19 protein-coding genes are annotated in these 23240 nt (G+C 73.7%); 9 read left to right on the forward strand and 10 right to left on the reverse strand.

Annotated features, from left to right (window positions below; translation table 11 throughout):
* The first annotated feature begins 8 nt into the window (after positions 1 to 8).
* Positions 9 to 1115 carry a 3-deoxy-7-phosphoheptulonate synthase gene (locus tag ABZ842_RS29610; RefSeq protein ID WP_361543357.1) on the forward strand — a complete coding sequence of 369 codons (1107 nt, stop codon included), beginning with the start codon at positions 9 to 11 and terminating at the stop codon, positions 1113 to 1115.
* Between the two features lie 60 nt (positions 1116 to 1175).
* The gene (locus tag ABZ842_RS29615; protein ID WP_361543360.1) at positions 1176 to 3560 is read left to right on the forward strand and encodes a non-ribosomal peptide synthetase; all 2385 of its coding nucleotides are present in this window, start codon (positions 1176 to 1178) and stop codon (positions 3558 to 3560) included.
* 73 nt (positions 3561 to 3633) lie between these two features.
* Here ABZ842_RS29615 and ABZ842_RS29620 read toward each other — a convergent pair whose 3' ends face one another.
* The gene (locus tag ABZ842_RS29620) at positions 3634 to 4050 is read right to left on the reverse strand and encodes a VOC family protein (RefSeq protein ID WP_361543363.1); all 417 of its coding nucleotides are present in this window, start codon (positions 4048 to 4050) and stop codon (positions 3634 to 3636) included.
* 504 nt (positions 4051 to 4554) lie between these two features.
* Positions 4555 to 5535 carry an NADPH:quinone reductase gene (locus ABZ842_RS29625; RefSeq protein ID WP_361543366.1) on the reverse strand — a complete coding sequence of 327 codons (981 nt, stop codon included), beginning with the start codon at positions 5533 to 5535 and terminating at the stop codon, positions 4555 to 4557.
* 210 nt (positions 5536 to 5745) lie between these two features.
* Here ABZ842_RS29625 and ABZ842_RS29630 point away from each other — a divergent pair, with 210 nt between their 5' ends.
* From ABZ842_RS29630 to ABZ842_RS29655, 6 genes are all read left to right on the forward strand, one after another.
* Positions 5746 to 6354, forward strand: a complete 609-nt coding sequence (locus ABZ842_RS29630) for an SRPBCC family protein (RefSeq protein ID WP_361543369.1) — start codon at positions 5746 to 5748, stop codon at positions 6352 to 6354.
* Positions 6355 to 6503: 149 nt separating this feature from the next.
* Positions 6504 to 8075, forward strand: a complete 1572-nt coding sequence (locus ABZ842_RS29635) for a class I adenylate-forming enzyme family protein (RefSeq protein ID WP_361543372.1) — start codon at positions 6504 to 6506, stop codon at positions 8073 to 8075.
* The gene (locus ABZ842_RS29640; protein ID WP_361543375.1) at positions 8075 to 9295 is read left to right on the forward strand and encodes an FAD-dependent monooxygenase; all 1221 of its coding nucleotides are present in this window, start codon (positions 8075 to 8077) and stop codon (positions 9293 to 9295) included. The genes ABZ842_RS29635 and ABZ842_RS29640 overlap by 1 nt, the downstream gene beginning before the upstream one ends.
* Complete coding sequence (locus ABZ842_RS29645) at positions 9292 to 11316, forward strand: FAD/NAD(P)-binding protein (protein WP_361543378.1); 2025 nt, start codon at positions 9292 to 9294, stop codon at positions 11314 to 11316. The genes ABZ842_RS29640 and ABZ842_RS29645 overlap by 4 nt, the downstream gene beginning before the upstream one ends.
* Positions 11313 to 12788: a 3-carboxy-cis,cis-muconate cycloisomerase gene (gene pcaB / locus ABZ842_RS29650; RefSeq protein ID WP_361543380.1), complete on the forward strand. Its 1476-nt coding sequence runs from the start codon at positions 11313 to 11315 to the stop codon at positions 12786 to 12788. The genes ABZ842_RS29645 and pcaB overlap by 4 nt, the downstream gene beginning before the upstream one ends.
* A 437-nt stretch (positions 12789 to 13225) precedes the next feature.
* A complete protein-coding gene (locus ABZ842_RS29655; RefSeq protein WP_361543384.1) occupies positions 13226 to 13750 on the forward strand; it encodes an ABATE domain-containing protein in 525 nt (174 codons plus the stop codon).
* 22 nt (positions 13751 to 13772) lie between these two features.
* Here ABZ842_RS29655 and ABZ842_RS29660 read toward each other — a convergent pair whose 3' ends face one another.
* From ABZ842_RS29660 to ABZ842_RS29690, 7 genes are all read right to left on the reverse strand, one after another.
* Positions 13773 to 14918 carry an acyl-CoA dehydrogenase family protein gene (locus ABZ842_RS29660; RefSeq protein WP_361543387.1) on the reverse strand — a complete coding sequence of 382 codons (1146 nt, stop codon included), beginning with the start codon at positions 14916 to 14918 and terminating at the stop codon, positions 13773 to 13775.
* A gap of 95 nt (positions 14919 to 15013) precedes the next feature.
* A complete protein-coding gene (locus ABZ842_RS29665) occupies positions 15014 to 16612 on the reverse strand; it encodes an AMP-binding protein (protein ID WP_361543390.1) in 1599 nt (532 codons plus the stop codon).
* Positions 16609 to 17565: a transketolase C-terminal domain-containing protein gene (locus tag ABZ842_RS29670; protein WP_361543393.1), complete on the reverse strand. Its 957-nt coding sequence runs from the start codon at positions 17563 to 17565 to the stop codon at positions 16609 to 16611. Before ABZ842_RS29670 ends, ABZ842_RS29665 begins: the two co-directional genes overlap by 4 nt.
* Complete coding sequence (locus tag ABZ842_RS29675) at positions 17565 to 18425, reverse strand: transketolase (protein ID WP_361543396.1); 861 nt, start codon at positions 18423 to 18425, stop codon at positions 17565 to 17567. The genes ABZ842_RS29670 and ABZ842_RS29675 overlap by 1 nt, the downstream gene beginning before the upstream one ends.
* Before the next feature lie 240 nt (positions 18426 to 18665).
* Positions 18666 to 19691, reverse strand: coding sequence for an N-acetyl-gamma-glutamyl-phosphate reductase (gene argC / locus ABZ842_RS29680; protein WP_361543399.1), 1026 nt, complete (start codon positions 19689 to 19691; stop codon positions 18666 to 18668).
* Positions 19688 to 20590 carry a RimK family alpha-L-glutamate ligase gene (locus ABZ842_RS29685; protein WP_361543402.1) on the reverse strand — a complete coding sequence of 301 codons (903 nt, stop codon included), beginning with the start codon at positions 20588 to 20590 and terminating at the stop codon, positions 19688 to 19690. The genes argC and ABZ842_RS29685 overlap by 4 nt, the downstream gene beginning before the upstream one ends.
* Before the next feature lie 29 nt (positions 20591 to 20619).
* On the reverse strand, positions 20620 to 20802 hold the full coding sequence (locus ABZ842_RS29690; RefSeq protein ID WP_361543405.1) for a lysine biosynthesis protein LysW: 183 nt from the start codon (positions 20800 to 20802) through the stop codon (positions 20620 to 20622).
* A 281-nt stretch (positions 20803 to 21083) separates the two neighbouring features.
* Between ABZ842_RS29690 and ABZ842_RS29695 the strand changes: the two genes are divergently transcribed.
* The gene (locus ABZ842_RS29695; RefSeq protein WP_361543408.1) at positions 21084 to 21860 is read left to right on the forward strand and encodes an SDR family oxidoreductase; all 777 of its coding nucleotides are present in this window, start codon (positions 21084 to 21086) and stop codon (positions 21858 to 21860) included.
* A gap of 75 nt (positions 21861 to 21935) precedes the next feature.
* Here the strand turns inward: ABZ842_RS29695 and ABZ842_RS29700 are convergent, their stop codons facing one another.
* Entirely contained in the window at positions 21936 to 23225 is a 1290-nt protein-coding gene (locus ABZ842_RS29700; protein WP_361543411.1) for a cytochrome P450, read from the reverse strand.
* Positions 23226 to 23240: the final 15 nt, after the last annotated feature.

Below are 23240 nucleotides of genomic sequence, written 5' to 3' on the forward strand. Positions count from 1 at the left end.
ACACTCCGATGAGCCCTTTCTCCACCGTCGACGCCTCCGTCGCCGCCCCCGACGCCCGGATCGCCTCCCTCCGCCCGCTGCTCACCCCGGCCGCCCTGCGCGCCGAGGTCCCCCTGCCGTCCGGAGCCCGGCGCACCGTCCTGCGCGCCCGGGAGGACTTCGTCCGCATCCTCCAGGGGATCGACGACCGGCTCGCCGTCGTCGTCGGCCCCTGCTCCGTCCACGACACGGCGGCCACCCTCGCCTACGCCCGGCGCCTCGCCGACCTCGCCCGGCAGACCGAGGACTCGCTGCTGGTCATCATGCGCGTGTACGTCGAGAAGCCGCGTACCCGCCTCGGGTGGAAGGGGCTCGTCAGCGACCCCGGACTGGACGGCACGCACGACCTCAACGACGGGCTGCGCCGCGCCCGCGAACTGATGGTGCAGATCGTCCGCAGCGGCCTCCCGGTCGGCTGCGAATTCCTCGACCCGTCCGTGGCGCGCTACCTCTCCGACGCGGTGAGCTGGGCGTCCATCGGCGCCCGCACCGTACAGAGCCAGGTGCACCGACAGCTCGCCAGCGGTCTCGACATGCCCATCGGCCTCAAGAACGGCACCGACGGCAGCGCGAAGGACGCCGTCGACGCGATCGTGGCCGCCGCGCACGGCCACGTCTACCCCGGCGTCACCGACGAGGGCGTGGCCGCCGTCGTCACCTCCCGCGGCAACCCGGACTGCCACGTCGTCCTCCGCGGCGGCAACAGCGGCCCCAACTACGGCCACCGGCACGTCGCCGGCGCCGTCGAACTGCTCGAAGCCACCGGACTGCCGCCGCGCGTCGTCATCGACGCCAGCCACGGCAACAGCGGCAAGGACCACGAGCGCCAGCGCGACGTCGTCGAGGACGTCGCGGTCCGCGTCGCCGACGGGGACACCAGCATCGCCGGAATGATGGTGGAGTCCTTCCTCCGGCCCGGCCGACAGGACCTCGTCCTCGGCCGTACGGACCACCTCATCCCCGGACTGAGCGTCACCGACGCCTGCGCCGGCTGGGACCAGACGGTCCGGATGGTCGAGCGACTGGCCGAAGCCGTCGCGAAGCGCTCCGCCCGCACGACCGCACTCGTCGCCTGAGCGAGGCCCGAGCACGGTTCCGCAGGGATTCCGCGTCCGCATCCGAGAGGAGCCACACCGGTGGACCAGACGACCACGACCACCACTGCCCCCAGCCCCCACACGGCCCTGCCGCTCGCCCGCCTCCGGGCGAACGACACCGCCCTGCCGCCGCACCGCGCCCCGCTCGCCGCCCCGAGCGCCACGCCCACCGGCGCCGCACGGCGACACCTGGCGACCGCCGCCCTCGCCGCCCTGCTGCACCGCTACACGGGCGAGAACGAACTGCTCGTCGGCACCGACGAGGCGACCGTTCAACTGAAGGTCACCGGTGACACCACGGGAGACGAACTGCTCTCCGCCGTCGCCGCGGCCCGCCCCGCCCCCACGGAGCACCCGCCGATGGCCGTCGTCACCGACGCGAGATCCCCGAGCCCCCCGGGGGCGACGGGGCTCGCCGCCCCGGCGTTGCTCGTGCCGGACGTCGAGCCGTCCTGGGAAGTCGCCCTGCCCGGCGGCTGGTTCGACGCCCCCGCCGCCGTCCAGTACGCCCGCCACCTCCAGCGGGTGCTGGCGGCCCTCGTCGCCGAACCCGCCACCGCCGTCCGCGACCTCGCCCTGCTCTCCGACGCCGAGGAGCAGCGCGCCCTGGTGGACTGGAACCGCACCGACGAGCCGGTGCCGGCGCCGTTCTTCCACGAGGTCGTCGCCGAACACGCGCGGCGCACGCCGGACGCCGTCGCCGTGGCGCTGCCCGACTCCCGGGTGACGTACCGCGAGCTGAACGACGCGGCCGACCGGATCTCCCACCGGCTGCGCGCACTGGGCGTGCGGCCCCGGGACCGGGTCGGGGTCTGCCTGCCGCGCGGCGCGGACAACCTCGCCGCCCAACTCGCCTGCTTCAAACTGGCGGTCGCCGTCGTCCTGCTGGACCCCGGCTTCCCCGGCGACCGGGTCCGCTTCATGGTGCAGGACTCGTCGGCAGCCGCCGTCGTCACCCTCGTCGACCACCTCGACCTGGTGCCCGACGACCGTCCCGTGCTCGCGCTGGACGACCCGAAGGAGACGGCCCGGCTCACCGGACCGGTCGAGCCGGTCGGCGAACCCGTGGACGCGGACGACATCATCCACGTCGGCTACACCTCCGGCTCCACCGGCGAGCCCAAGGCGGTGCTCGCCCGGTTCGGCTCGGCCCGCAACCTCATCCACGGCATGCGCACCCTGTGCCGGATGACCCGCGAGTCCCACGGCACCTGGCTGGCCGCGCCGGGCTACGGAATGATCCAGGTCGAGTGCTTCCCGGTGCTCGCGTCCGGCGCCACCGTCCACATACCCGAGGCGACGGTCGTCGCCTCCCCCGAGCGGCTGCGGTCCTGGATCCTCGCCGAGGGCATCACCACCACGCTGCTGATGAAGCCGATGGCGGAGCGGCTGTGGGCGCTCGCGTGGCCGAAGGACACCCCCTTGCGCGACATCCGCGTCTGCGGGGAGCGCATCCAGTCCTGGCCCCCGGCCGGACTGCCCTTCCGGCTGATCAACCTCTACGGCTCCACCGAGGCGACCACCGTGGCGTCCTGCGACATCACGGAACTGGGGCTGAGCCTGGGCGAAAAGGGCCGGGCGCGCCGGCTGCCGCCGATCGGCCGACCGATCTGCAACGTGCGGACGTACGTGCTCGACGAGGCGTTCCGCCCGGTGCCGCCGGGCGTGGTCGGCGAGTTGTGCATCACGGGCGACGGCCTGTCCGCCGGCTACCTGGACCGCCCCGAGCTCACCGGCCAGAAGTGGATCCCGAACCCGGTCTCCCCGGCCGACTACCCGGTGCTGTACCGCACCGGCGACATGGCCCGCTACTGGCCGGACGGCAGCATCGAGATCGTCGGACGCACCGACAACCAGATCAAGGTCCGCGGCAACACCGTCCACCTGGGGGAGATCGAGGTCGTGCTGGCCGCCCAGCCCGGGGTGCGGCAGGCCGCGGTGCTCGCCCACCGCGACGGGCACGGCGACGTCCAACTCGCCGCCTACATCGAGCCGGTCGCCGGCGCCACCCCGGTGGTGCGGGACGTGCGCAAGGCGCTCCAGCAGCGCCTGCCGGCGTTCATGGTGCCGTCGGCGTACCTGGTCGGGGACTTCCCGACGTCGACCAACGGCAAGATCGACCGGCGGGCGCTGCCCGAGCCGCCGAGGTCGCGCCCGGACGTCGACAGCGCGTACCAGGCACCGAGCGGCGAAGTGGAGCGGGTGCTGACCGCGCTGTGGGAGCAGGTCCTGGAGATCGACGGGATCGGGGTGCTCGACAACTTCTTCGAGCTGGGCGGCGACTCGCTGCGCGCCGCCCGGCTGACCCAGCGGGTCCGCACGGACCTGGGGGCCGACCTGGACGTCGGGGACCTGTTCGACCGGCCCAGCGTGGCGCACATGGCCGAGTTGGTCACCGCGGGCTCACCGGCTCGGGCCGCCTGAGACCGAACGACCGCACGCGAACGGCGTGGCCCCGGAGGCGACTTCCGGGGCCACGCCGTCGTGCCGCGTGCGGTCAGCTCATGCCCTGTGCGGACAGGATGTCGACGTAGTGCGGGTTGTCCATGATGCCGAGGACGTTGCCGAAGGGGTCCACGACGGTGGCCCCGATGAAGCCCTCACCGAAGTCCCGGGGCTCCTCCAGCTTGGTCGCGCCCATGGACAGCAGCCGCTCGAACGTCTGCTGCACGTCGTCGACGTGCCAGTAGGCGACGACCCCGCCCGGACCGCCGTCCGTGGACGTGTGCTCGCCCAACATGCCGATGTACCGGGTGTCGAGCAGCCCCAGCTCGTGCGAGTAGTCACCGATGCGGAACTCCGCGTACTCCGGACGGTTGAAGTACGGCTCGATGCCGAGCAGTTCGGTGTACCACCGCTTGGCCGCCTCCAGGTCGGACGTGTGGTACCGGACGTTGGCTACGCCACGTAGCATGTGCGCTCCCTCGGGGGAATGGTCCAATTGGCCACACAACGCACATCGGGTCAAAAGGTAACGCGGGTCTTACGGCATCTCGGTCAGCGCGCCGAAGCCCCGCGCGTGCGCCTGTGCCGTTTGGACGCAGCCGCCGTTCCCCTGCGGGGTGCGTTGGTCTCCACCGGTCGTCTGTGGCTTGTCGCGCAGTTCCGCCCCCTACGCCCGAAGGGCGTGGTGGTACCCCCAGCGCCACCTGTTTCGCTTCCCCCGTCACTTGTCTGCGGGCTGGAGATGGAGGGTTTGGGGTGCTGGGGGTTCTCCCGTGCCCGCAGGGCACAGGGGCGGAACTGCGCGAGCAACCCGGCGCGGTCCGCAGACGGACGAGGGTTTGGGGGCGCGGGGAACTGCGCGACAAGCCACCCACCGGGCCGCGGAGACCAACGCTCCCGCAGGGGAACGGCGGCTGCGTCCAAAAGGCACAGAGGCGCGCGGGCAAGGCCCCAGGCGCGTCGGCCGCTTCGGTCAGGCACCGATCCGCAGCACCAGACGCGCGCCGTGGACCTCCCCCTCCTCCAGCCGCCGATGCGCCTCCTCCGCCGCCGCCAACGGCAGCGTCTCGACCAGACGAGGGCGCAGCGCACCCGCCCCGAGCAGCCGATTGATCGCGCCGGCCGCCTCGGCGAGCTCGGTCGCGGTGGCGCGGGAGATCACGAAGCCGCGCAGCGAGCCGTCCTTCATGTACAGCTGCCCCGCCGGCAGCACCGGTCGACTGGCGGCCCCCGCGAGCAGCACGATCCGGCCGCGCGGCGCGAGCAGTGCGACCGCCTGGGCGAGGTCGTTGCGGCCGGAGGTGTCCACGTGCAGGTCCACCCCGTCGGGCGCCCCGGCGGCGATGCGTTCGGCGACGTCGGGGGCCCGGTAGTCCACGACCTCGGCCGCGCCCAGCGCACGGCAGTACGGGGCGTCGTGCGCCGATGCGGTGGCGACCACCCGGGCGCCCGCAGCCGCCGCCAGGGCGGTGAGCGCGGCCCCGACGTTCCCCGCGGCGCCGGCCACGAGGACGGTCTCCCCGCTGCGCAGCCCGCCGTGGGTGAAGAGCGCGAGGTAGGCGGTGGCGGCCGGGTGGAACACCGCCACGGCCTCGTACGGATCGACGCCCTGCGGCAGCCGGTACAGCCGGTCGACGGGGACCACCGCCCGCTCGGCCGCCGCGCCCTGCCGTCCGCCGTGCCCCAGGCTGTTGCACCACACCCGGTCGCCCGGCGCGAACCCCGGTGCGCCGGGTCCCGCACCGGCGACCCGGCCCACCAGGTCCCGGCCGATCACGAAGGGGAAGGGGGTGGGGGTGCGGTAGAGGCCGGAGCGCACGAAGGTGTCGACCGGATTGACCGCGGTGGCCTCGACGTCGACCAGGACGTCCGTCGGCCCGGGGCGCGGCTCGGCCAACTCGCCGCAGCGGATCACCTCGGGCTCGCCGAGTCGTTCGATGAAGGCAGCGCGCATGTCGACGAACGTAACGCACGTACGACACCGGGGGCGCGCCCGTCGCGCGAGTGGTGGCGCACGGGGTGTTCCCGCTCCGAGAAGAAGCCCTTATCGGGGGCCCATGGCCGCACCGTCGTTACCTGCTTACCGTAATGGATGGTATCGGGGGTGCTCGGGGCGCCCCCACGGCGACCTCCCCGCCCGGGGACGTGAAAGGGGCACTTGGACATGACCGAGACAGCCGTCACCGCCACCGGTGGGCGAACCGTCACCACGGCCCCGCGCGGCGCCGAGCCGCCCCTGTTCGAGCTCGCGGTCGAGGTGTGGGTCGCCGCACCGCCGGCCGTCGTGTACGCCGTCGTCAGCGATCTGCCGCGCAGCGGCGAGTGGAGCCCCGAGTGCGTCGGCGGCGCCTGGACCACGGGCGAACCGGCCACCGTGGGCGCGGTGTTCCGCGGCGAGAACCTGCGCTCCCCGGACGTCGTCGCCTGGGCCCCCGTGGTCCGCGGCACCTGGTTCACCGAGTCCGAGGTGATCGCCGCCGAACCCGGCGTGACCTTCCAGTGGTCGATGCGCGACAAGTCGGGCCGCAAGCAGGACAGCACCTGGGCGTACGACGTCGAACCCGCCCGGGGCGGCAGCCGACTCGTCCACCGCTTCACGATGGGCGCCGCCACCGAGGGCATCCGCGGGATCACCGCGGAGATGGACGCCACCGAACGCGCCCGGTTCTTCGCCGAGTGGAGCGACAAGCTCGCCGCCGACCTGCCGCGCACCCTGGCCCGCATCAAGGACGTCATCGAGGGCGTCACCGAGGGCGACGACACCCCGCGCTGACTGCGGCACCCCCCGTACCGCCGCTCCGCCGCACGACGCCCGGCCGGCCGCACCCACCGGACCGGCCCCGCGCACCGGCACCGCCGTGCGCCCGCCCCTCCGGCTGCCGACGGCCGCCGGTCGACACCCTCCGGCAAAGGTCTGACCACATGTTTCTCCAGCGTGTACGGAACAGAGGCATCCAGCTGGGCACCCTCTTCGAACGCGCCGCCGCCCGGCACCCGGCGAACGTCCTGATCCTCGACCACGACCTCGACATCGCCCCCGAGTTCGGGCGGCGCGCCACCGTCGCCGAAGCCGCCGACCTCGTCGACGACATCGCCGCGCGGCTGTGGGCGGTGCGCATCCGACCCGGTGACCGCGTCGTCGTCCACAAGACCGACGGCTTCGACATCACCCTGATCGCCCTCGCGGCGGCCCGCATCGGCGCCGTGCCCGTACTGCTCTCGCCGGCGCTGGACGGGCACACCGTCGCCGAACTGGTGCGCCGCACCGACCGCCCCTACCTCGTCACCGACGCCGCCAAGCTCGCCGCGCTACCGCGCTCGGTCTTCGACCGCGCCGAGCGTGTCCTGCTGACCTCCGGCAGCCATCAGGGAGCGCTGGAACTCGCGGCCCTCGCCGGGGCCCCGCGCGTCCCCTCCGTCACCATGCCCGCCGACCACCCCACCCTCATCACCCACACCTCCGGCACCACCGGCGTTCCCAAGCTCGCCGTGCACACCGGCCGCACCCTCCAGGCCCGCTACCGGCCCCAGGCCACCGCGCTCGCCGGCATCGTGCACGGCCGCGAGACCGTCGCCATCCACGTCTCCTTCGTGCACTCCCGGCTGATGACCGCGCTCGCGATCTCCCTGCTCCGCGGCTTCCCGGTGGCCGTGCTCGCCGACTCCGACCCGGGCGCCGCGGCCGACCTGTTCGCCCGGCTGCGCCCGGGCGTCCTGGAGGCCCACCCCAACTCGTTCATGGCCTGGGAGGAGCTCGCTGACGACCCGCGCGAACCCCTCGCCGGCGTGAAGCTCTTCAGCTCCACCTTCGACGCCATCCACCCGCGCACCGTGCGCCGACTGCTGGCCGCCTCCCGCCGCCGCGCCCCCCTGTTCGGGCAGCTGTACGGCCAGAGCGAGGTCGGCCCGGTCGTGGTGCGCGGCTACACCCGGCGCCGCTCGGCGCACGCGGACGGCCGCTGCGTGGGCATGCCGTTCCCCGGCATGACGGACATCCGCGTCGTCAGCCGCGACGGCAAGCCGCCGTCCAGCGACAACCCCGGCCACATCGAGATCAGGAGCGACGGACGGATCGTCACCTACCTGGGGGAGCAGGAGCGCTACGACGCCCAGGTGTCCGCCGACGGCTGGTGGCGGATGGGCGACGTGGGCTACCGCAGCCGCTGGGGCTGCATCCACCTGCTGGACCGCGAGGTCGACCTCATCGACGGCTTCGGCTCCACGCTCGCCGCCGAGGACGCCCTGTTCAGCAAGTTGGAACAGCTCACCGAGGTCGTCATCGTGCCCGGGTCGGCGGGCGAGCCCGTACCGGTGGTGTGCACCAGGGACGGCGCCCCGCTCGACCTCGACGCCTGGCGGACGGCCACCGCCGGACTGCCGCCCATGGCGGACCCCGTCCAACGGCACCTCGACGACCTGCCGCAGACCGCCACCACCAAGATCAAACGGCTGGAACTGGCCCGCTGGCTCGCGGCGGAGAACGGGAGCGCGTGATGGCACTCGTCGTCATCGCGGGCGGCGGCATCGGCGGGCTCGCCACCGCACTCGCGGTCACCGCCCGCGGCCACCGCGCCGCCGTCCTGGAACGGGCGGACCGCTTCGCCGAGATCGGCGCCGGCATCCAGATCGCCCCCAACGGCCTGCACGCGCTCGACGCCCTCGGCGTCGGCGACGCGGTCCGCGCCACCGCCGTGAACATGTCCGAACTGCGCTTCATGGACGGGGTCACCGGCCGACACGTCACCAGCCTGCCGCTGACCGCCCGATACCGGCAGCGCTTCGGCAACCCCTACGTCGTCGCGCACCGCGCCGAACTCCACGCCGCGCTGCTGCGCGCCTGCCTCGCCTCCGACGCCGTGTCCCTGCACAGCGGACACGCCGTCGCCCGCTACGAGCAGGACGCCACCACCGCGACCGCCGTCCTCACCGACGGCACCCGCATCAGCGGCGACGTCCTGATCGCCGCCGACGGCATCCACTCCGCCGTCCGCCGCCAACTCGTCGGCGACGGAGACCCCAGGGTCTCCGGCATCACCGTCTACCGCGCCGTCATCCCCATGGAACGGGTACCGCAGCGACTGCGGTTCGAACGGTCCGTCGTCTGGTGGACCGGGCCGGGCTGCCACTTCGTGCACTACCCGATCGCCGGCGGACGCCACCTCAACCTCGCCGCCAGCCACGACGACGGCACCACCGAGCCCGTCTCGGGCGTCCCGGCCTCCCGCCGCACCGTCCGCCGTACCTTCACCCCGCTCGGCGGCATCGCCCGACAGCTGCTGGAGCTGGGCGACGAGTGGAAGACCTGGACCCTGGTGGACCGCGACCCCACGGACCGCTGGACCGACGGCCGGGTCGCCCTCCTCGGCGACGCCGCGCACGCCATGCTGCACTACGCGGCCCAGGGCGCCTGCCAGGCGCTGGAGGACGCCGTCGTCCTCGGCGAACTGCTCGGCGGTGCGGACGCCGGCGCCCTGCCCGCGCGCCTCGCCGCGTACGCCGACGCCCGGCGCGAACGCACCGCACGCATCCAGCTCACCGCCCGCGAAAGCATCCGCCTGTGGCACCCCGCGGGTCCCGCCGCCGAGCAGAGGAACGCGCTGCTGTCCGCCATGGACGCGGACGAACTCCACGACCACGTCGCCTGGATGCACGGACACCGCACCCCCCTCGCCGCGGCGCGGGGCGTCCACGCCACCACGGGAGCCCTGACATGACCACTGCCCACACCCCCGCCCCGGGCCACCGCTCCCGACGCGCCGAGATCTGCGTCGTCGGCGCAGGACCGCGCGGCCTGTCCCTGCTTGAGCGGCTGTGCGCCAACGAACGCGCCCGCCCCGGCCGCGGCGAACTGGTGATCCACGTCGTCGACCCGGCCGTACCCGGCGCCGGCGCCGTGTGGCGCTCCGACCAGTCGCGCCACCTGCTGATGAACACCGTCGCCTCGCAGATCACGGTCTACACCGACGCCAGCTCCCGGATCGACGGCCCCGTCGAGCCCGGACCCAGCCTGTACGAGTGGGCCCAGTCCCTCGCGCTGCTCGGCGCACCCGGCGACTACGACGAGGCGACCCTCGCCGAAGCCCGCCGACTGGGCCCGGACGACTACCCGACGCGCGCCTTCAACGGCCGCTACCTGCACGACGCCTTCCTCCAGGTCACCTCGCGTGTCCCGGCCCACGTGACCATCCGGGTGCACCGCTCCCGCGCCGTCGCCCTCGCCGACACCCACGGCATGCAGGGCGGACCCCAGGGCGTCCGACTGGAGGACGGCACACGGCTGCACGGCCTCGACGCCGTCGTACTCACCCTCGGCCACGTCCCCGCCGCGCTCTCCCCGCACGAGGCCAGGACCGCGAGCCTGGCCCGGGTGCACCGGCTCACGTACATCCCGCCGGCCAACCCGGCCGACGTGGACCTCGACGGCATCGAACCCGGCGAAAACGTGCTGCTGCGCGGACTCGGCCTCAACTTCTTCGACCACATGGCGCTGTTCACCACCGGGCGCGGCGGCACCTACGCCCGCGGCGACGACGGACGGCTGCGCTACCACCCCTCGGGAGACGAACCCCTCCTCTTCCCCAGCTCCCGGCGCGGCGTGCCCTACCAGGCGCGCGGACGCAACCAGAAGGGCGCCCACGGCCGCCACACCCCCCGCCTCCTCACCCCCCAGTACATCGCCGCACTGCGCCGCTGGGCCACCGAGCGCGGCCGGGCCGTGGACTTCCTGGCCGAGCTGTGGCCGCTGATCCGCCGCGAAGTGGAGGCCGTCTACTACGCGGCCCTGCTGCGCCGCCGCGGCCGGTCCACCGCCGAAGCCGCCTTCACCACCGCCTTCCTGGACCTCGCCGACGACCGCGACGCCACGCCCCTGCTGGAGCAGTACGGCATTTCGCCCGCCGACCGCTGGGACTGGGACCGCATCGTGCGCCCCTACGGCGAACGGCAGTTCACCGACCGGACCGACTTCGGCACCTGGCTCGTCGGCCACCTCGCGCACGACGTGGCCGAGGCCCAGGCCGGCAACGTCGACGGGCCGCTGAAGGCCGCCCTCGACGTCCTGCGGGACCTGCGCAACGAGATCCGGCTCGCCGTCGACCACGGCGGCCTGGACGCCGCCTCGCACCGCGACGACCTGGAGCGCTGGTACACCCCGCTGAACGCCTTCTTGTCCATCGGCCCGCCGGCGTCCCGGATCGAGGAGCTGATCGCCCTGATCGAAGCGGGCCTGGTCACCCTCACCGGCCCCGGCACCCGCATCCGACTCGACGTGGAGAACCCCGCGTTCGTCGCCGACTCCACCGTGGTGCCCGGACCGCTGGTGCGCTCCCGGGTGCTGATCGAGGCACGGCTGCCCGAACCGGACCTCCGCCGCACCCGCGACCCCCTGCTGCGGCACCTGCTCACCACCGAACAGGCCGCGCCGTACCGCATCCCGGACGCCCGTGGCGGCGGATACGAGACCGGGGGACTGGCCGTCACCGAACGCCCCTACCGGCTGCGGGACGCCAGCGGCCACGTCCACCCGCGGCGGTTTGCCTACGGCGTGCCCACCGAGGCCGTCCACTGGGTCACCGCCGCCGGCATCCGCCCCGGCGTCGACTCCGTGACCCTCGCCGACGCCGACGCCATCGCCCGCGCGGTGCTCGCACTGCCGCCCGCCACCTTGCCGACCGGCGCCGACGCCTCGGCGCACCGCCCCACGGACGCCTCGGAAGTGAACGGGGTGATCGTGTGAGCGACCGCCCCGACCGGGCCCACGACACCGGACTGCTCTCCCCGGTCCGGGCCGGCACCCCCGTGGAGGACGCGGTCAGCGACCGGGCCTGGCTCCAAGCCCTCCTGGACGCCGAAGCCGCCCTCGCCCGAGCCCAGGCCCGACTCGGCACCCTGCCCCCACGAGCGGCCCGCACCATCACCGCCACCGCGCGCGCCGAACGCTTCGACGCACGCGACATCGCGGTTGCGGCCCGACAGACCGCCAACCCCGTCGTCCCGCTCGTCGCCCGACTGACCCGGCTCGTCGCCGACGTCGACCCGGCTTCCGCCGACTACGTACACCGCGGCGCCACCAGCCAGGACGTCTTCGACACCGGCGCGATGCTGGTGGCGGCCCGGGCCCTGAGGATCGTCCGGGCCGATCTGACGCACGTCGCCGAAGCCCTCGGCGCACTCGCCGCCGAACACCGGGACACCCCGATGGCCGGCCGCACCCTCGCCCTGCACGCCGTCCCCACCACCTTCGGCCTCAAGGCCGCCGGCTGGCGCCAACTCGTCCTCGACGCGCTGCGCCGGGTGGACGACCTGCTGGCGGACGGGCTGCCGGTCTCCCTCGGCGGCGCCGCCGGCACCCTCGCCGGCTACCTGGAGTACGCGGCGCTCGACGGGAGCGCCGCGGCGAACGGCCCCCGCAACGCCGCGGACTACCTCGAAGCCCTGGTCCACGCGTACGCCGCAGAGACCGGGCTCGCCCGCACCGTCCTGCCGTGGCACGCCCTGCGCACCCCGGTGGCCGACCTCGCCGCGGCCCTCGCGTTCACCGCCGGCGCACTCGGCAAGATCGCAGCGGACGTGCAGGTCCTGCACCGCACCGAAGTCGGCGAGGTGGCCGAGCCGTCTGCCGAAGGGCGCGGGGTCTCCTCCGCGATGCCGCACAAGCGCAACCCCGTACTGTCCACGCTGATCCGCAGCGCCGCCCTCCAAGTGCCGCCCATGGCCGCGGGCCTGACGCAGTGCCTGGTGTCGGAGGACGAACGCTCGGCCGGCGCCTGGCACGCGGAGTGGCTACTGCTGCGCGAGTGCCTACGGCTGGTGGGCGGCGCAGCCCACACCGCGGTCGAACTGACCCGGGGCCTGACCGTCGCCCCGGACGCGATGCGCCGCAACCTGTCGCTGACCGGCAGCGCGGTCGCCACCGAACGCGTCGCCGCCGCCCTCGCCCCCGCGCTCGGCAAGGCCCGCGCCAGGGCGCTGCTCACCGACGTCGCAGGGGCCGCCACCACCACCGGACGACCGCTCTCGGACCTGCTCGCCGACCACCCGGAGGTACGCCCCCACCTGGCCCCGGCGACCCTCGCGGCCCTCCTGGACGCCACCACCTACACCGGCGGCGCCGGCCCCCTCGTCGACCGCGCGCTGGGTCGTGTCGGGACGGTCCCACGTGGCCCCTCCGACGGTGTGGTTGCCTCGGCGGGCGCGGTATCGCCGTGAAGGGGTGCGGTGGTGGCGTCTGCACCCTGGTGGTGGGCTTGTCGCGCAGTTCCTCCCCCTGTGCCCTGCGGGCACGGGGGCACCCCCACCTGTGCCCTGCGGGGACGGGGGCACCCCCACCTGTGCCCAGAGGGCATGGGGGACCCCAGCGCCCCTAAAAGACCCTCGTCCCGCAGGTGGACGGCCGGGGATGCAAGACAGGGGCGCGGGAACTGCGCGACAAGCCCACCACCGGGCCGCAGAGACCAACGCTCCCGCAGGGGCAACGGCGGCTTCGTCCAGAGGGCCCAGCAGAGGGGGACCTTGCTTGGCCAAGGGGACGTTCGACGAACCGCTACCAGTGAAGGACCAACGTCGGTAGGGTGTGCGCCGTGGAGCGATTGCGGGAAGTTCGCCAACCGGGTGACCGGGCCGTAGCGCCCGGCCGCCTCTCCCTCGTGCAGTCCTTTGTGAACAGCGTGAACGTGGAGTTCGGGCCGGACGAGTTCACCTCGACCGAACGCATGCGCCGCTGGCTGACGCACCACGGCCTCGCCGGCGCGGGCGTCGAACCGAGCGAGCCCGACCGCCGCGACGCGATCGCCCTGCGCGAGGCCCTGCGCGCGCTGCTGCGCGAGAACAACGGCGCGGACCCCGACCCCGAGGCCCGCGCCGCGCTCGGCCACATCGCCCGCGACTGCCCGATCGTCGCCGGCTTCGACGACCACGGCTCGCACCTCGGCCTCCAACCCGCACTCACCGACATGCGCGGCGTCCTCGCCACGGTCCTGGCGATCAGCGTCTCCGCCGTGTCCGACGGCTCCTGGCAGCGGCTCAAGGCGTGCCGGGAACACCGCTGCGAGTGGGCCTTCTACGACCGCTCGCGCAACCGCGGCAGCCGCTGGTGCTCCATGGCCGTGTGCGGCACGCGGGCCAAGATGCGCACCTACCGCGAGGGCAAGCGCACCGAGACCCGCGCCTGACCGCCCCCGCGGCGACGGCGCGTCAGGGCGCCGCCTCGCGCCCCAACAGCTGCCGGGCGACGACGAGTTTGGTCGCCGCGGCCGTGCCGTCCGCCAGTTGCAGCCCGATCACGTCCCGCAGCCGCTGCGCCACCGGCCCCTCCTCGCTCCACCCCAGGTGACCGAGGGTCAGCAGCGACTGGTGCACGGCCTCCACCGCGGCCTTCGGCGCCCACCACTTCGCCATGTTCGCCGGTACGCGCGGATCGCGGCCCGCGTCCGCGCGGTGCAGCGCCTCGTACGACACCAGGCGTGCCGCGTGCAGCATCGTCACGTGCTCCACCAGCGGGAAGGCCACCGACTGGAAGGTGCCGATCGGGCTGCCGAACGCCTCCCGGCGGCCGGCGTGGGCGATCGCCTCGTCCAGCGCCGCCCGGCCCACCGCGATCGCCATCAGCGCGATCAGCGCCCGGGAGACCCCGAAGCCGCGCATCACCTCCACGAAGCCGAGGCCCGGCTCCCCGACGACGTCCCGCTCGTCGACGAACACCCCGTCGAAGACGATCCGACCGCGCCCGCCGGCCCGGCAGCCGAGGTCGCTCAACCGCTCGCGGCGCACCCCCTCGACGTCGAGCGGGGTGTAGAACGCGGTGATGCCGCGCGCCCCCGGGCCGCCGGTGCGGGCGAAGACCAGACAGTGCGTCGCATAGGCGGTGACCATGATCGAGGTCTTCTCGCCCGTCAACACCCAGCCCCCGGCGCGCGGTTCGGCCCGCATGTCGATGTTGGCCGCGTCCGTGCCGCGATCCGGCTCGGTGAGCCCGAGCGCCACCACCGCCTCGCCGTGCGCGATCGGCGGCAGCCAGCGCGCGAGTTGGTCCTCGGTGCCGTTCGCCGCGAGCACCGCGCCGACGAGGGCGGCGTTCAGCACCGGGAAGCAGACGGTGAGGTCGGCCGCCGCCAACTCCTCAAGGGCGATGCCGCAGCCCACCGCGGACAGCCCGCGCCCGCCGTACGCCGGGGGCACCCGCAGCGAGAACAGCCCCTCGTCGGCCATCTCCCGCAGCAGCCCCGGGCGGTAGCTGCCGCGCACGTCGCTCTCGTGGCGGTGCGGGGCGACCTTGGCCGCCGCGAACTCACCCACGGCCTTCGCCAGTTGCTGCTGCTCTTCGGTGAAGTCGAAGTCCATGCCAATCCCGTCTCGATCGTTCGCGGGGCGCGCGCCCGTGCCCGGTCCCGGGCGCCGGGCTTAGGCCGTGTCTTCAAAGTGTTTGAAGACACTCCCTAGGCGCGCAGCCACTCCCGCAGGGCGAATTTCTGGATCTTTCCGGAGGGGGTGCGCGGCAGCGCCGCGACGATCTCCAGCCGCTCCGGCCAGTACCGCTTGGTCATCTCCAGCGCCGCGAGGTGCTCCTGGAGGTCGGCGAGCTGCGGCGGCCGGTCGACGGCGACGACCACCGCACAGGCCCGCTCGCCGAGCCGGTCGTCCGGATAGCCGACCACGGCGACGTCCTTGACGGCCGGGTGCCGCAGCAGCGCCGCCTCCACCTCCACCGCCGGCACGTTCTCGGCGCCCCGCATGATCACGTCCTTGACCCGGCCCGTGATGCGGATCCCGCCGTGGCCGTCGTCGCGGGCGAGGTCACCGGTGTCGAACCAGCCGTCGTCGGTGACGCACGCGGCGTACACGTCCTGGCGGCGGAAGTAGCCCAGGCACTGGGCGGCGCCCCGGACCTGGAGCAGCCCCGCCCCGCCGGCCGGCACCGGCACGCCCTTGTCGTCGACGACCCGGACCTCCATGCCCGGGACGGGGGTGCCGTCGCTCTCGGCGGCGCGCAGCGGCGGGTCCTCGGGCCGGGTGATCGTCACGCAGCCGTTCTCCGTCATGCCCCACAGGGCGTGCACCCGACAGCCCAGCACCCGACGCGCGTCCTCCACGAGCAGCGGGGCGATGGGTGCGCTGCCGGTGGCGAAGGTCCGCAGGCCCGACAGATCCCGCGGCGCGGTGCGCTGGGCCTCGATCAGGTCGGAGAGGAAGGTGGGCGCGCCCATGAAGAAGGTGACCCGTTGCTCGGAGAGGACGTCGAGCATCGCCCGCGGGTCCCAGGCGTCGACGTGCACGGACGTCGCGCCCAGCAGCAGCGGCATCACGAAGTTCCAGGTGTAGCCGGCCTGGTGGGTGGTGGGGGAGCCCATGGCCGTCACCTCGTCGGCGACGAGCCCTAGGACGTCGGCCTGGGCGCGGTTCATGGCGTACAGCGTGTTGTGGCTGTGCACGACGCCCTTGGGCTCCCCGGTGGTGCCGGAGGTGAACATGATCTGCGCCGCTTCGTCGGGCCGCGCCTCCAACCCGTCCAGGGCCGCCAGCTCGGACGCGTCCGGTGCGGGGTCCAGGAGGGCCGCGTCGAAGTCGAGCGCGTCGGGCCCGCCGCCGATCAGCACCCGGTGGCGCAGCGTGGGCACGTCCGCGGCGATCTCGGCGCTCATCCGCGCGTAGGAGAAGCCGCGGAACTCGCCGGCGGCGACGTACACCGCGCTGGCGGTGAGCCGGGTCATGAACTCCACCTCGCGCCGGCGCATCACCGGCACCACGGGGCCGGCGACCGCGCCGATCCGGGCGCACGCCAGACACAGCGCCACCAACTGCCAGGAGTTGGGGAGCTGGAGGGTGACCACGTCGCCGCGGCGCACCCCGAGGCGGCGCAGGTTGACCGCGATCCGGTCGACCCGCTCGGCCAGCTCCGCGTACGACAGCGTCTCGGGCTCCCCGTCGCGGTAGCAGACCAGCGCCGCCTTGTCGGGACGGCGGGCCACCGCGCGCCGCAGATCGTCCAGGATCGTTTCCTCACGCCACCAACCGGACGTGCGGAACACCTCGCTCATCGTGCGTCCCTCCTGCGTCTGCCGAGTGCGGTCCTGGCGCGGGCGGCGACCGCGCCGGCCGTGACGCCCCCGCGGGCCAGCAGGTACTCTTGGCCGCCGGCGACGGGCACGAACGCGTCGGGCATGGCGACCCGCATCACGCGTGCGGGCGCCAGTTCGCTCAGCGCCTCGGCCACCGCGGCTCCGAAGCCCGCGGTGCGCCAGTGCTCCTCGACCGTGACCACCGTGCGGCTGTCCCCGGCCGCCTCCATGAGCGCGGCCACGTCCAGCGGCTTGACGGTGTGCACATGGAGCACCGACGCGGAGATCCCCTCCTCGGCCAACTGCTCCGCCGCGGCGACGGCGGCCTGCACCGGGTGCGGGCCGCAGGCGGCCAGGGCGATGTCCGTGCCCCGGCGCAGCCACTGGGCCCGGCCCAGCAGCACCGGCGGACCCTCGGGCAGGTCCGGTACGGAGTTGCGGCCGAGCCGCAGGTAGACCGGGCCCGGCAGGTCGAGCGACTGCCGGAACAGGTCCGCCGTGGTGGCCGCGTCACCGGGCACGACGACCGTCATGTTCGGCAGCGTGCGCATCACCGCCAGGTCCTCCAGGGCGTGGTGCGTGGGCCCCAGATGCCCGGCGGACACCCCGGAGTGCGTGGCGGCGATCCGCACCGGCAGGTTCCCCAACGCGATGTCGATCTTCACCGACTCCAGGGCGCGGGCCGCCGCGAACGCCGCCATCGTGTTGACGACGGGCACCCGGCCCGCCTTCGCGAGGGACGCCGCGGCCGACATCAAGGTGGCTTCGGCGATGCCGAGGTTGAGGTACCGGTCGGCGCCGGCCCCGAAGTCGACGCCGTTGAACAGCCCGGTGTCGGTGTCCAGACAGACCAGCCGGGGGTCGCGGGGCAGCAGCTCGGCCATGAGGTCCCGATAGACCTCCCGGGTGGAGGGCGGCGCGGCGGTGGTCATCACAGCCTCCTGCGGGCCGCGGCGCGCAGCGACGTCAGCAGCCGCTGGCGCTGGCGCTCGCCGAGCCGGGCGTAGTGGCTGCGGGCCTGCCCCTCGACGGCGGGCACGCCCTTGCCCTTGACGGTGTGCGCGATGACCATCGTCGGCCGGTGCGGATCGGGCGCCGACAGGGCGCCGGTGAGCGCCTTGACGTCGTGTCCGTCGACCTCGGTCACTCGCCAGCCGAAGGCGCGCCAGCGCTCGGCGAGCGGTTCGAGCCGGCTCACGGACTCCGTCTCGCCGGTGATCTGGAGGCGGTTGCGGTCGATCACGGCCGTCAGCCCGCCGAGCCGGTGGCTCGCGGCGACCGCGGCGGCCTCCCAGACGGAGCCCTCCTGGAGTTCGCCGTCGCCCATCACCACGAAGCAGCGGCGGTCCGAGCGGTCGAGCCGGGCGGCGACGGCGTATCCGACCCCGAGGGCCAGGCCGTGGCCGAGGGAGCCGGACGGCATCTCGATGCCCGGGATGCCCGGGTGGGGATGCGCCATGAAGTCGCTGCCGGGGCGGGCGTACTCGGCCAGGCGCTGCGCGGGGAAGAACCCGGCCTCACACAGGGTCGAGTACAGGGCGAGTCCGCCGTGGCCCTTGCTCAGCACCAGGATGTCCCGGTCGGGCGCGGCGGGGTCGTTCGGGTCGATCCTCAGCACGTTGAAGTACAGGGCGGTGAGGATCTCGACGAGGGACATCGAGCCCCCGAGGTGTCCGCCCTCCGGGCTCGCGCACAGGGTGACGATGTGTTCCCTGATCCGGCCCGTCACGGCGGCCGGGTCGGCGGTCGTGCCCGGCAGGGCCGGGCTCCGCAAAGTGGGCGGGCTGGTCATGCCTGTCCTCTCGTTGAGTCGGCCGGGCCTCATCGAGGCGGGCCGAGTGCGGGTCGAGCGGGTTCGGGGCACCCGTGGTGGGCGGTGCGCACGGGAAGGGAGAGCCGGCCGCACGCGGGATGGAGAGGGGCGTGCGATGACGAGGGCGTGCGGTGACGGCGGCGGATTCACAGAAGTACGGTGTACGGGGTACGGGGCGGGCCGCCCGGCCCGGTCCAGCGGCACGCGCGGCGCCCGCCGTCAGTTGGGGTGCAGCCCGGTGAACTCCAGGCCCTGTTCCTCGGGCAGTCCGTACCTGACGTTCATGCACTGCACCGCGTTGCCCGCACCGCCCTTGACCAGGTTGTCCAGGGCCGCGATCACGGTGACCTGGGCGGCGCCCCGGTCCAGCGCGAAGCCCACGTCACAGAAGTTGGAGCCGGAGAGGATCTTCGCGTCCGGGAAGCGGTGCAGCCCGCGGCGGTGCGCCACTACCCGCACAAACGGTTCTGCAGAGTAGTGGGCGCGGTACGCGGCCCGGATGCTCCGCTCGTCGGCCCCCGGCGCGAGCTGGGCCCGGCCGAGGATCTGCACCCCGCGCACGGCCTCAACACCCGTCGCCGTCATCCGTACCGACACTCCGGTGGCCTGGGCGATCTCGGCCTCGTGACGGTGGCGCGTCGGCGCGAAGACGCGGAGTGCACCGCTGCGTTCGGCGTGCAGGTTCTCCCGGCCCGCCTTGGCTCCCGAGCCGCTGGAGCCGGTGCGGGCGTCGACCGTCAGCTCGTCCTCTATCAGACCGGCCCGGGCGAGCGGCACGAACGCGAGGATCCCCGCGGTCGCCATGCACCCCGGCACGCTGATCCGGTCCGCGGTGCGCAACTGCTCCCGGTGGAACTCGGGCAGCCCGGGCACGAAGGCGTCGAGCAGCTCGGGCGCCTCGTGCGGGACGCCGTAGTAGTCGACGTACGCCTGCGGGTCGCGCAGCCGGAAGTCGCCGGACAGGTCGATGACGGTCTCGGCCCTGGCCAGGAACTCCGGCATGCGCTGCATGGTCTCCCGGTGCGGCGTCGCCAAGAAGAGCACGTCCACCCGGTCGAGGTCCTCCTCCGCGCTGAAGGCCAGTCGGGTGCGACCGCGCAGGTTCGGATGCGGCCCGTCCACGGGCCGTCCCTGGAGGCTGCGGGAGGTGGCGGCGACGAGTTCCACGCCGCGGTGACCGACGAGGATGCGCAGCAGCTCGCCGCCGATGTACCCGGCGGCTCCGACGACGGCGACGCGTGTCATGCCGCGGCCCCCTCGGCGGTGCGACGGTCGCCGCGCCCGGCGGTCAGGCGTTCCGCCAGCGCGTCCACGAAGGCGCCGGCCACGTCGATCGAGGTGCCGTGCGCCTCCTGGAGGCCCCGGAACTCGACCCTGTCGTTGACTTCGATCACGGTGAGCCGTCCGTCCCTGTCTTCGAGGAGGTCGACGCCGGCGACGTCGGCGCCCACCGCTTCGGCGGCGGCGACGGCGAGTTGCACGTGGCCGGGTCGAAGCGGGCAGATCCTGCTGACGGCGCCCCGGGCGACGTTGGTGCGCCACTCCGACCCGTGCCGGTAGGTCGCTCCGACCGCCCGGCCGGCCACCACCAGGACCCGGATGTCCCGGTCGGCGCCGGGCAGGTACTCCTGCACGTAGACGACGTGGGACTGGGGCGAGGGGAGCGCGGCGAGGTGCTCCAGCACCGCGGCGGCCATATCCCGGTCGTTGACCCGGGTCACCAGCCGTCCCCAGGACCCCACGAGCGGCTTGATCACGGCCGGGTAGCCGATCTCCGCCAGGGCGGCGAACGCGGCCTCAGGGGTGGTCGCGAGCACCGTCCTGGGCGTCGGCAGCCCCCGGCGGACCAGGGCCGCCGAGGTGTGCCACTTGTCCCCGCTGACGTGGGTGGCCGCCGCGCTGTTGACGACCGTCACCCCCGCCGACTCCAGGGCGCTTGCGGCGTACAGCGCGCGGTAGTGCCCGACCTCGCGGTTGAGGACGAGGTCGGGACCGACCCGGGGCGCCCCGGCCGCGATCGAGAGCGCACGGGAATCCAACTGCTCATAGCCGATGCCCCGGTGGTCGAGCGCGGCCATGAGGCGTTTCTCCTCGTAGCGCACCCGGGACGCCAGCACACCGAGGCGCGGCGGTTGCGAACTCATCGCGGAATCCCTTCCTGTCCGCCCGGGGCCTACTCGCCCCAGTCCTCCTCGACCTCCGGGGCCAACACCAGCTCCGGCGGCTGCACGGACGTCACTTCCAACTCACTGCTGCACTCCGGGCACTCGATGATCTCGTTCACCCGCGCCCCGCCCTCGAACGGAACCTCGGCGGTGCATTCCGGGCACTCCGGTCCTGCGGCTACCTTCTGCATGAACGTCACCCCGCTTGTGGTGGTGTGGAATTCGGCCAATAGAAACCGTATCCGATTTCCCCCCGGAATCACCAATAAACCCATCTGATCGATATTGATGGAATCACTTATACGGGCAGGGGAAATCGTTGGGTGAGTTCATGGATAATGTAGTTTCCAAGATGGGAAGGAATTCGGGGGAGCCGGCCGGGCGTGATCCCGGATGACGAGCGAGCCGCGCCGCCCGGCGCATGACCCCAGGGAGCAGCCACATGGCCGCACGGTTGAGAGGACGCGTCGCCATGGTGGTAGCCCCGAGCGGGGGAGGCGGGCTGGGCGTGGCCAGGGCGCTCGCCGCCGAGGGCGCCGACATCTCGCTCTGCGCCCGCGACCCCCAGGCCCTGGCGCGCGCCCACGTCGAGGTGAACGCACTGGGCGCGGGCGACGTCCTGAGCATGCCGGCCGACCTGCGGGACGACTTCGTCGCCGCGGAGTGGGTCAGGCGCACCGCGGACGCCTTCGGCGGCCCGGACATCGTGGTCACCGACTCCGGTGGACTCGACCGTCCCCCCGACGGCTTCCGGATCTCGGACTACCGGGCCGCGATCGACGCCGACGTGTTGACGCACATCAGCGTCACCCTGGCCGCGCTGCCGTGCATGAAGGTGCGCGGCGGCGGCCGGGTGATGATGATCGCGCCCGCCGTCAGCGGCCACGGCACGTCCGAACCGAGCGTCGCATCGGTGACGCGCATGGGCCTGCTCGGCTACATGCGCGGACTGGTGCGCGCGCTGGGGGACACCGGGGTGACGGTCAACGTGCTCAGCCCCGGGGCGCGCCGCACCCCGGATCCGCCGGCCGGGCTGCGGGGCGTGATGCCGTACGCCGGCAGGGCGTTCGGCCCGAACGGTCGCGGGGCGGTCGAACCGGCGGGGGACGACGGGCTCGGCAGCCTGGCCGTCTATCTCGCCGGCGACACCGGCGCGGCCATCACCGGCACCGCGTTCGGCGGCTACGACGACGTCCCGGGCCTCGCTCTGGACGTCGACTGGGGCCCGGGCCGGTGTCCATCGGACTAGGACGTCTGTCCTACGGATTGGTCCACGTGCCCGATCGGGCCGGCCCCGGACCGGGGCCGGCCCGATCGGCGTTTCTCACCCGCGCAGCACCGGCAGTCGGTCGAGGCCGCGCAGCATGGCGTTGGGCCGCCACACCACCTCTTCGACGATCCCACCGGCCCCGCCGCCCTCGGGTGCGAGCCGCAGCCGGGGACATCGCTCCAGCAGCGTGCGGATCGCGAGCGAGGCTTCCAGCCGGGCGAGCGGAGCGCCGATGCAGTAGTGCGCGCCGTGTCCGAAGGCCAGATGGGTGCGGACCTCCGACGGCGGGCGACGGATGTCGAAGGCGTCCGGTGCGGGGAACAGCTCGGGGTCGCGACTGACCGCGCCCAGGCTGACCAGTACGGGGGCCCCGGCCGGCAGTTCCGTGCCCGCGACGGTGACCGGCTCGGAGGTGAAGCGGAACGCCGTCGCCTGGACCGGGGCGCAGTACCGCAACATCTCCTCGACGGCGCCGTCGAGGAGGGACCAGTCGGCGCGGAGCTCCGCGAGCTGCCGCGGATGGCGCAGCAGGGCGTGCACGCCGGCCGCGATGAGGTTGGCGCTCGTCTCGTGCCCCGCCACGAAGAGCAGGAACACCATGCCGAGCAGGTCGTCGTCGCTCAGCCGCGGCGCCGGCGCGGCACCACCTTCACTGCCGTCGTCGCCGGTGTGGTCACCGGTGTCGTTCGCCCGGACCAAAGCGCTGAGCAGATCGTCGCCGCCGTGTCGGCGCTTGTTCTCGATCAGGGTGGCGAAGTAGCGCATGAGGGAGTGCAGTGCAGCGCCCGCGGCGTCGGGCGTCGGTGGCTTCACGATCGCGTCGGACCAGCGGTGGAAGTCCTCGCGGTCCTCGTCCGCGACCCCCATCAGTTCGCAGATGACCGCCATCGGCAGCGGCAGCGCGAGGGCGGCGACGAGGTCGACCGGTTCGTCGGCGGACCCGCCGTCGAGGAACGCGGTCACCAACTCGTTCGCGAGCTGTTGGACGCGGGGGCGCAGGGCGCGCACCCGACGGGCGGTGAACACCCCCGCGACGAGCCGGCGCAACCGGCCGTGCTCGACCGCGTCGACCTGGAGCATGTTGCGGCCGAGCGCCAGCGAGCCGTCGTCACGCGGGTCGGCGGCGAGGCGGACGTCGTTGCTCAGCCGCTCGTCGACGAGCGCGGCCCGTGCCTCGCGGTGTCCGACGACCAGCCAGCACTCGTCCTTGGTGACGGGGAGGCGGACCCGGTGGACGGGGCCCGCCTCCCGTAACCGGGTGTAGAGGGCGTACGGGTCGACGGAGGGGTCGACGCCTTCCTGGTCGGCCAGGCGGGCGAGGTCCACGGTCACGTCGTGGGGCACGTGCATCTCCTTGTT

The sequence above is a fragment of the Streptomyces sp. NPDC047315 genome (assembly GCF_040643215.1).
In the GTDB taxonomy this organism is placed as follows: domain Bacteria; phylum Actinomycetota; class Actinomycetes; order Streptomycetales; family Streptomycetaceae; genus Streptomyces.

Coding starts and splice junctions, on each gene's coding strand:
- ABZ842_RS29610 (WP_361543357.1), top strand. CDS start 9: ATGAGCCCTTTCTCCACCGTCGACGCCTCCGTCGCCGCCCCCGACGCC.
- ABZ842_RS29620 (WP_361543363.1), bottom strand. CDS start 4,050: ATGCTACGTGGCGTAGCCAACGTCCGGTACCACACGTCCGACCTGGAG.
- ABZ842_RS29625 (WP_361543366.1), bottom strand. CDS start 5,535: ATGCGCGCTGCCTTCATCGAACGACTCGGCGAGCCCGAGGTGATCCGC.
- ABZ842_RS29630 (WP_361543369.1), top strand. CDS start 5,746: ATGACCGAGACAGCCGTCACCGCCACCGGTGGGCGAACCGTCACCACG.
- ABZ842_RS29635 (WP_361543372.1), top strand. CDS start 6,504: ATGTTTCTCCAGCGTGTACGGAACAGAGGCATCCAGCTGGGCACCCTC.
- ABZ842_RS29640 (WP_361543375.1), top strand. CDS start 8,075: ATGGCACTCGTCGTCATCGCGGGCGGCGGCATCGGCGGGCTCGCCACC.
- ABZ842_RS29645 (WP_361543378.1), top strand. CDS start 9,292: ATGACCACTGCCCACACCCCCGCCCCGGGCCACCGCTCCCGACGCGCC.
- ABZ842_RS29660 (WP_361543387.1), bottom strand. CDS start 14,918: ATGGACTTCGACTTCACCGAAGAGCAGCAGCAACTGGCGAAGGCCGTG.
- ABZ842_RS29665 (WP_361543390.1), bottom strand. CDS start 16,612: ATGAGCGAGGTGTTCCGCACGTCCGGTTGGTGGCGTGAGGAAACGATC.
- ABZ842_RS29670 (WP_361543393.1), bottom strand. CDS start 17,565: ATGACCACCGCCGCGCCGCCCTCCACCCGGGAGGTCTATCGGGACCTC.
- ABZ842_RS29675 (WP_361543396.1), bottom strand. CDS start 18,425: ATGACCAGCCCGCCCACTTTGCGGAGCCCGGCCCTGCCGGGCACGACC.
- argC (WP_361543399.1), bottom strand. CDS start 19,691: ATGACACGCGTCGCCGTCGTCGGAGCCGCCGGGTACATCGGCGGCGAG.
- ABZ842_RS29685 (WP_361543402.1), bottom strand. CDS start 20,590: ATGAGTTCGCAACCGCCGCGCCTCGGTGTGCTGGCGTCCCGGGTGCGC.
- ABZ842_RS29690 (WP_361543405.1), bottom strand. CDS start 20,802: ATGCAGAAGGTAGCCGCAGGACCGGAGTGCCCGGAATGCACCGCCGAG.
- ABZ842_RS29695 (WP_361543408.1), top strand. CDS start 21,084: ATGGTGGTAGCCCCGAGCGGGGGAGGCGGGCTGGGCGTGGCCAGGGCG.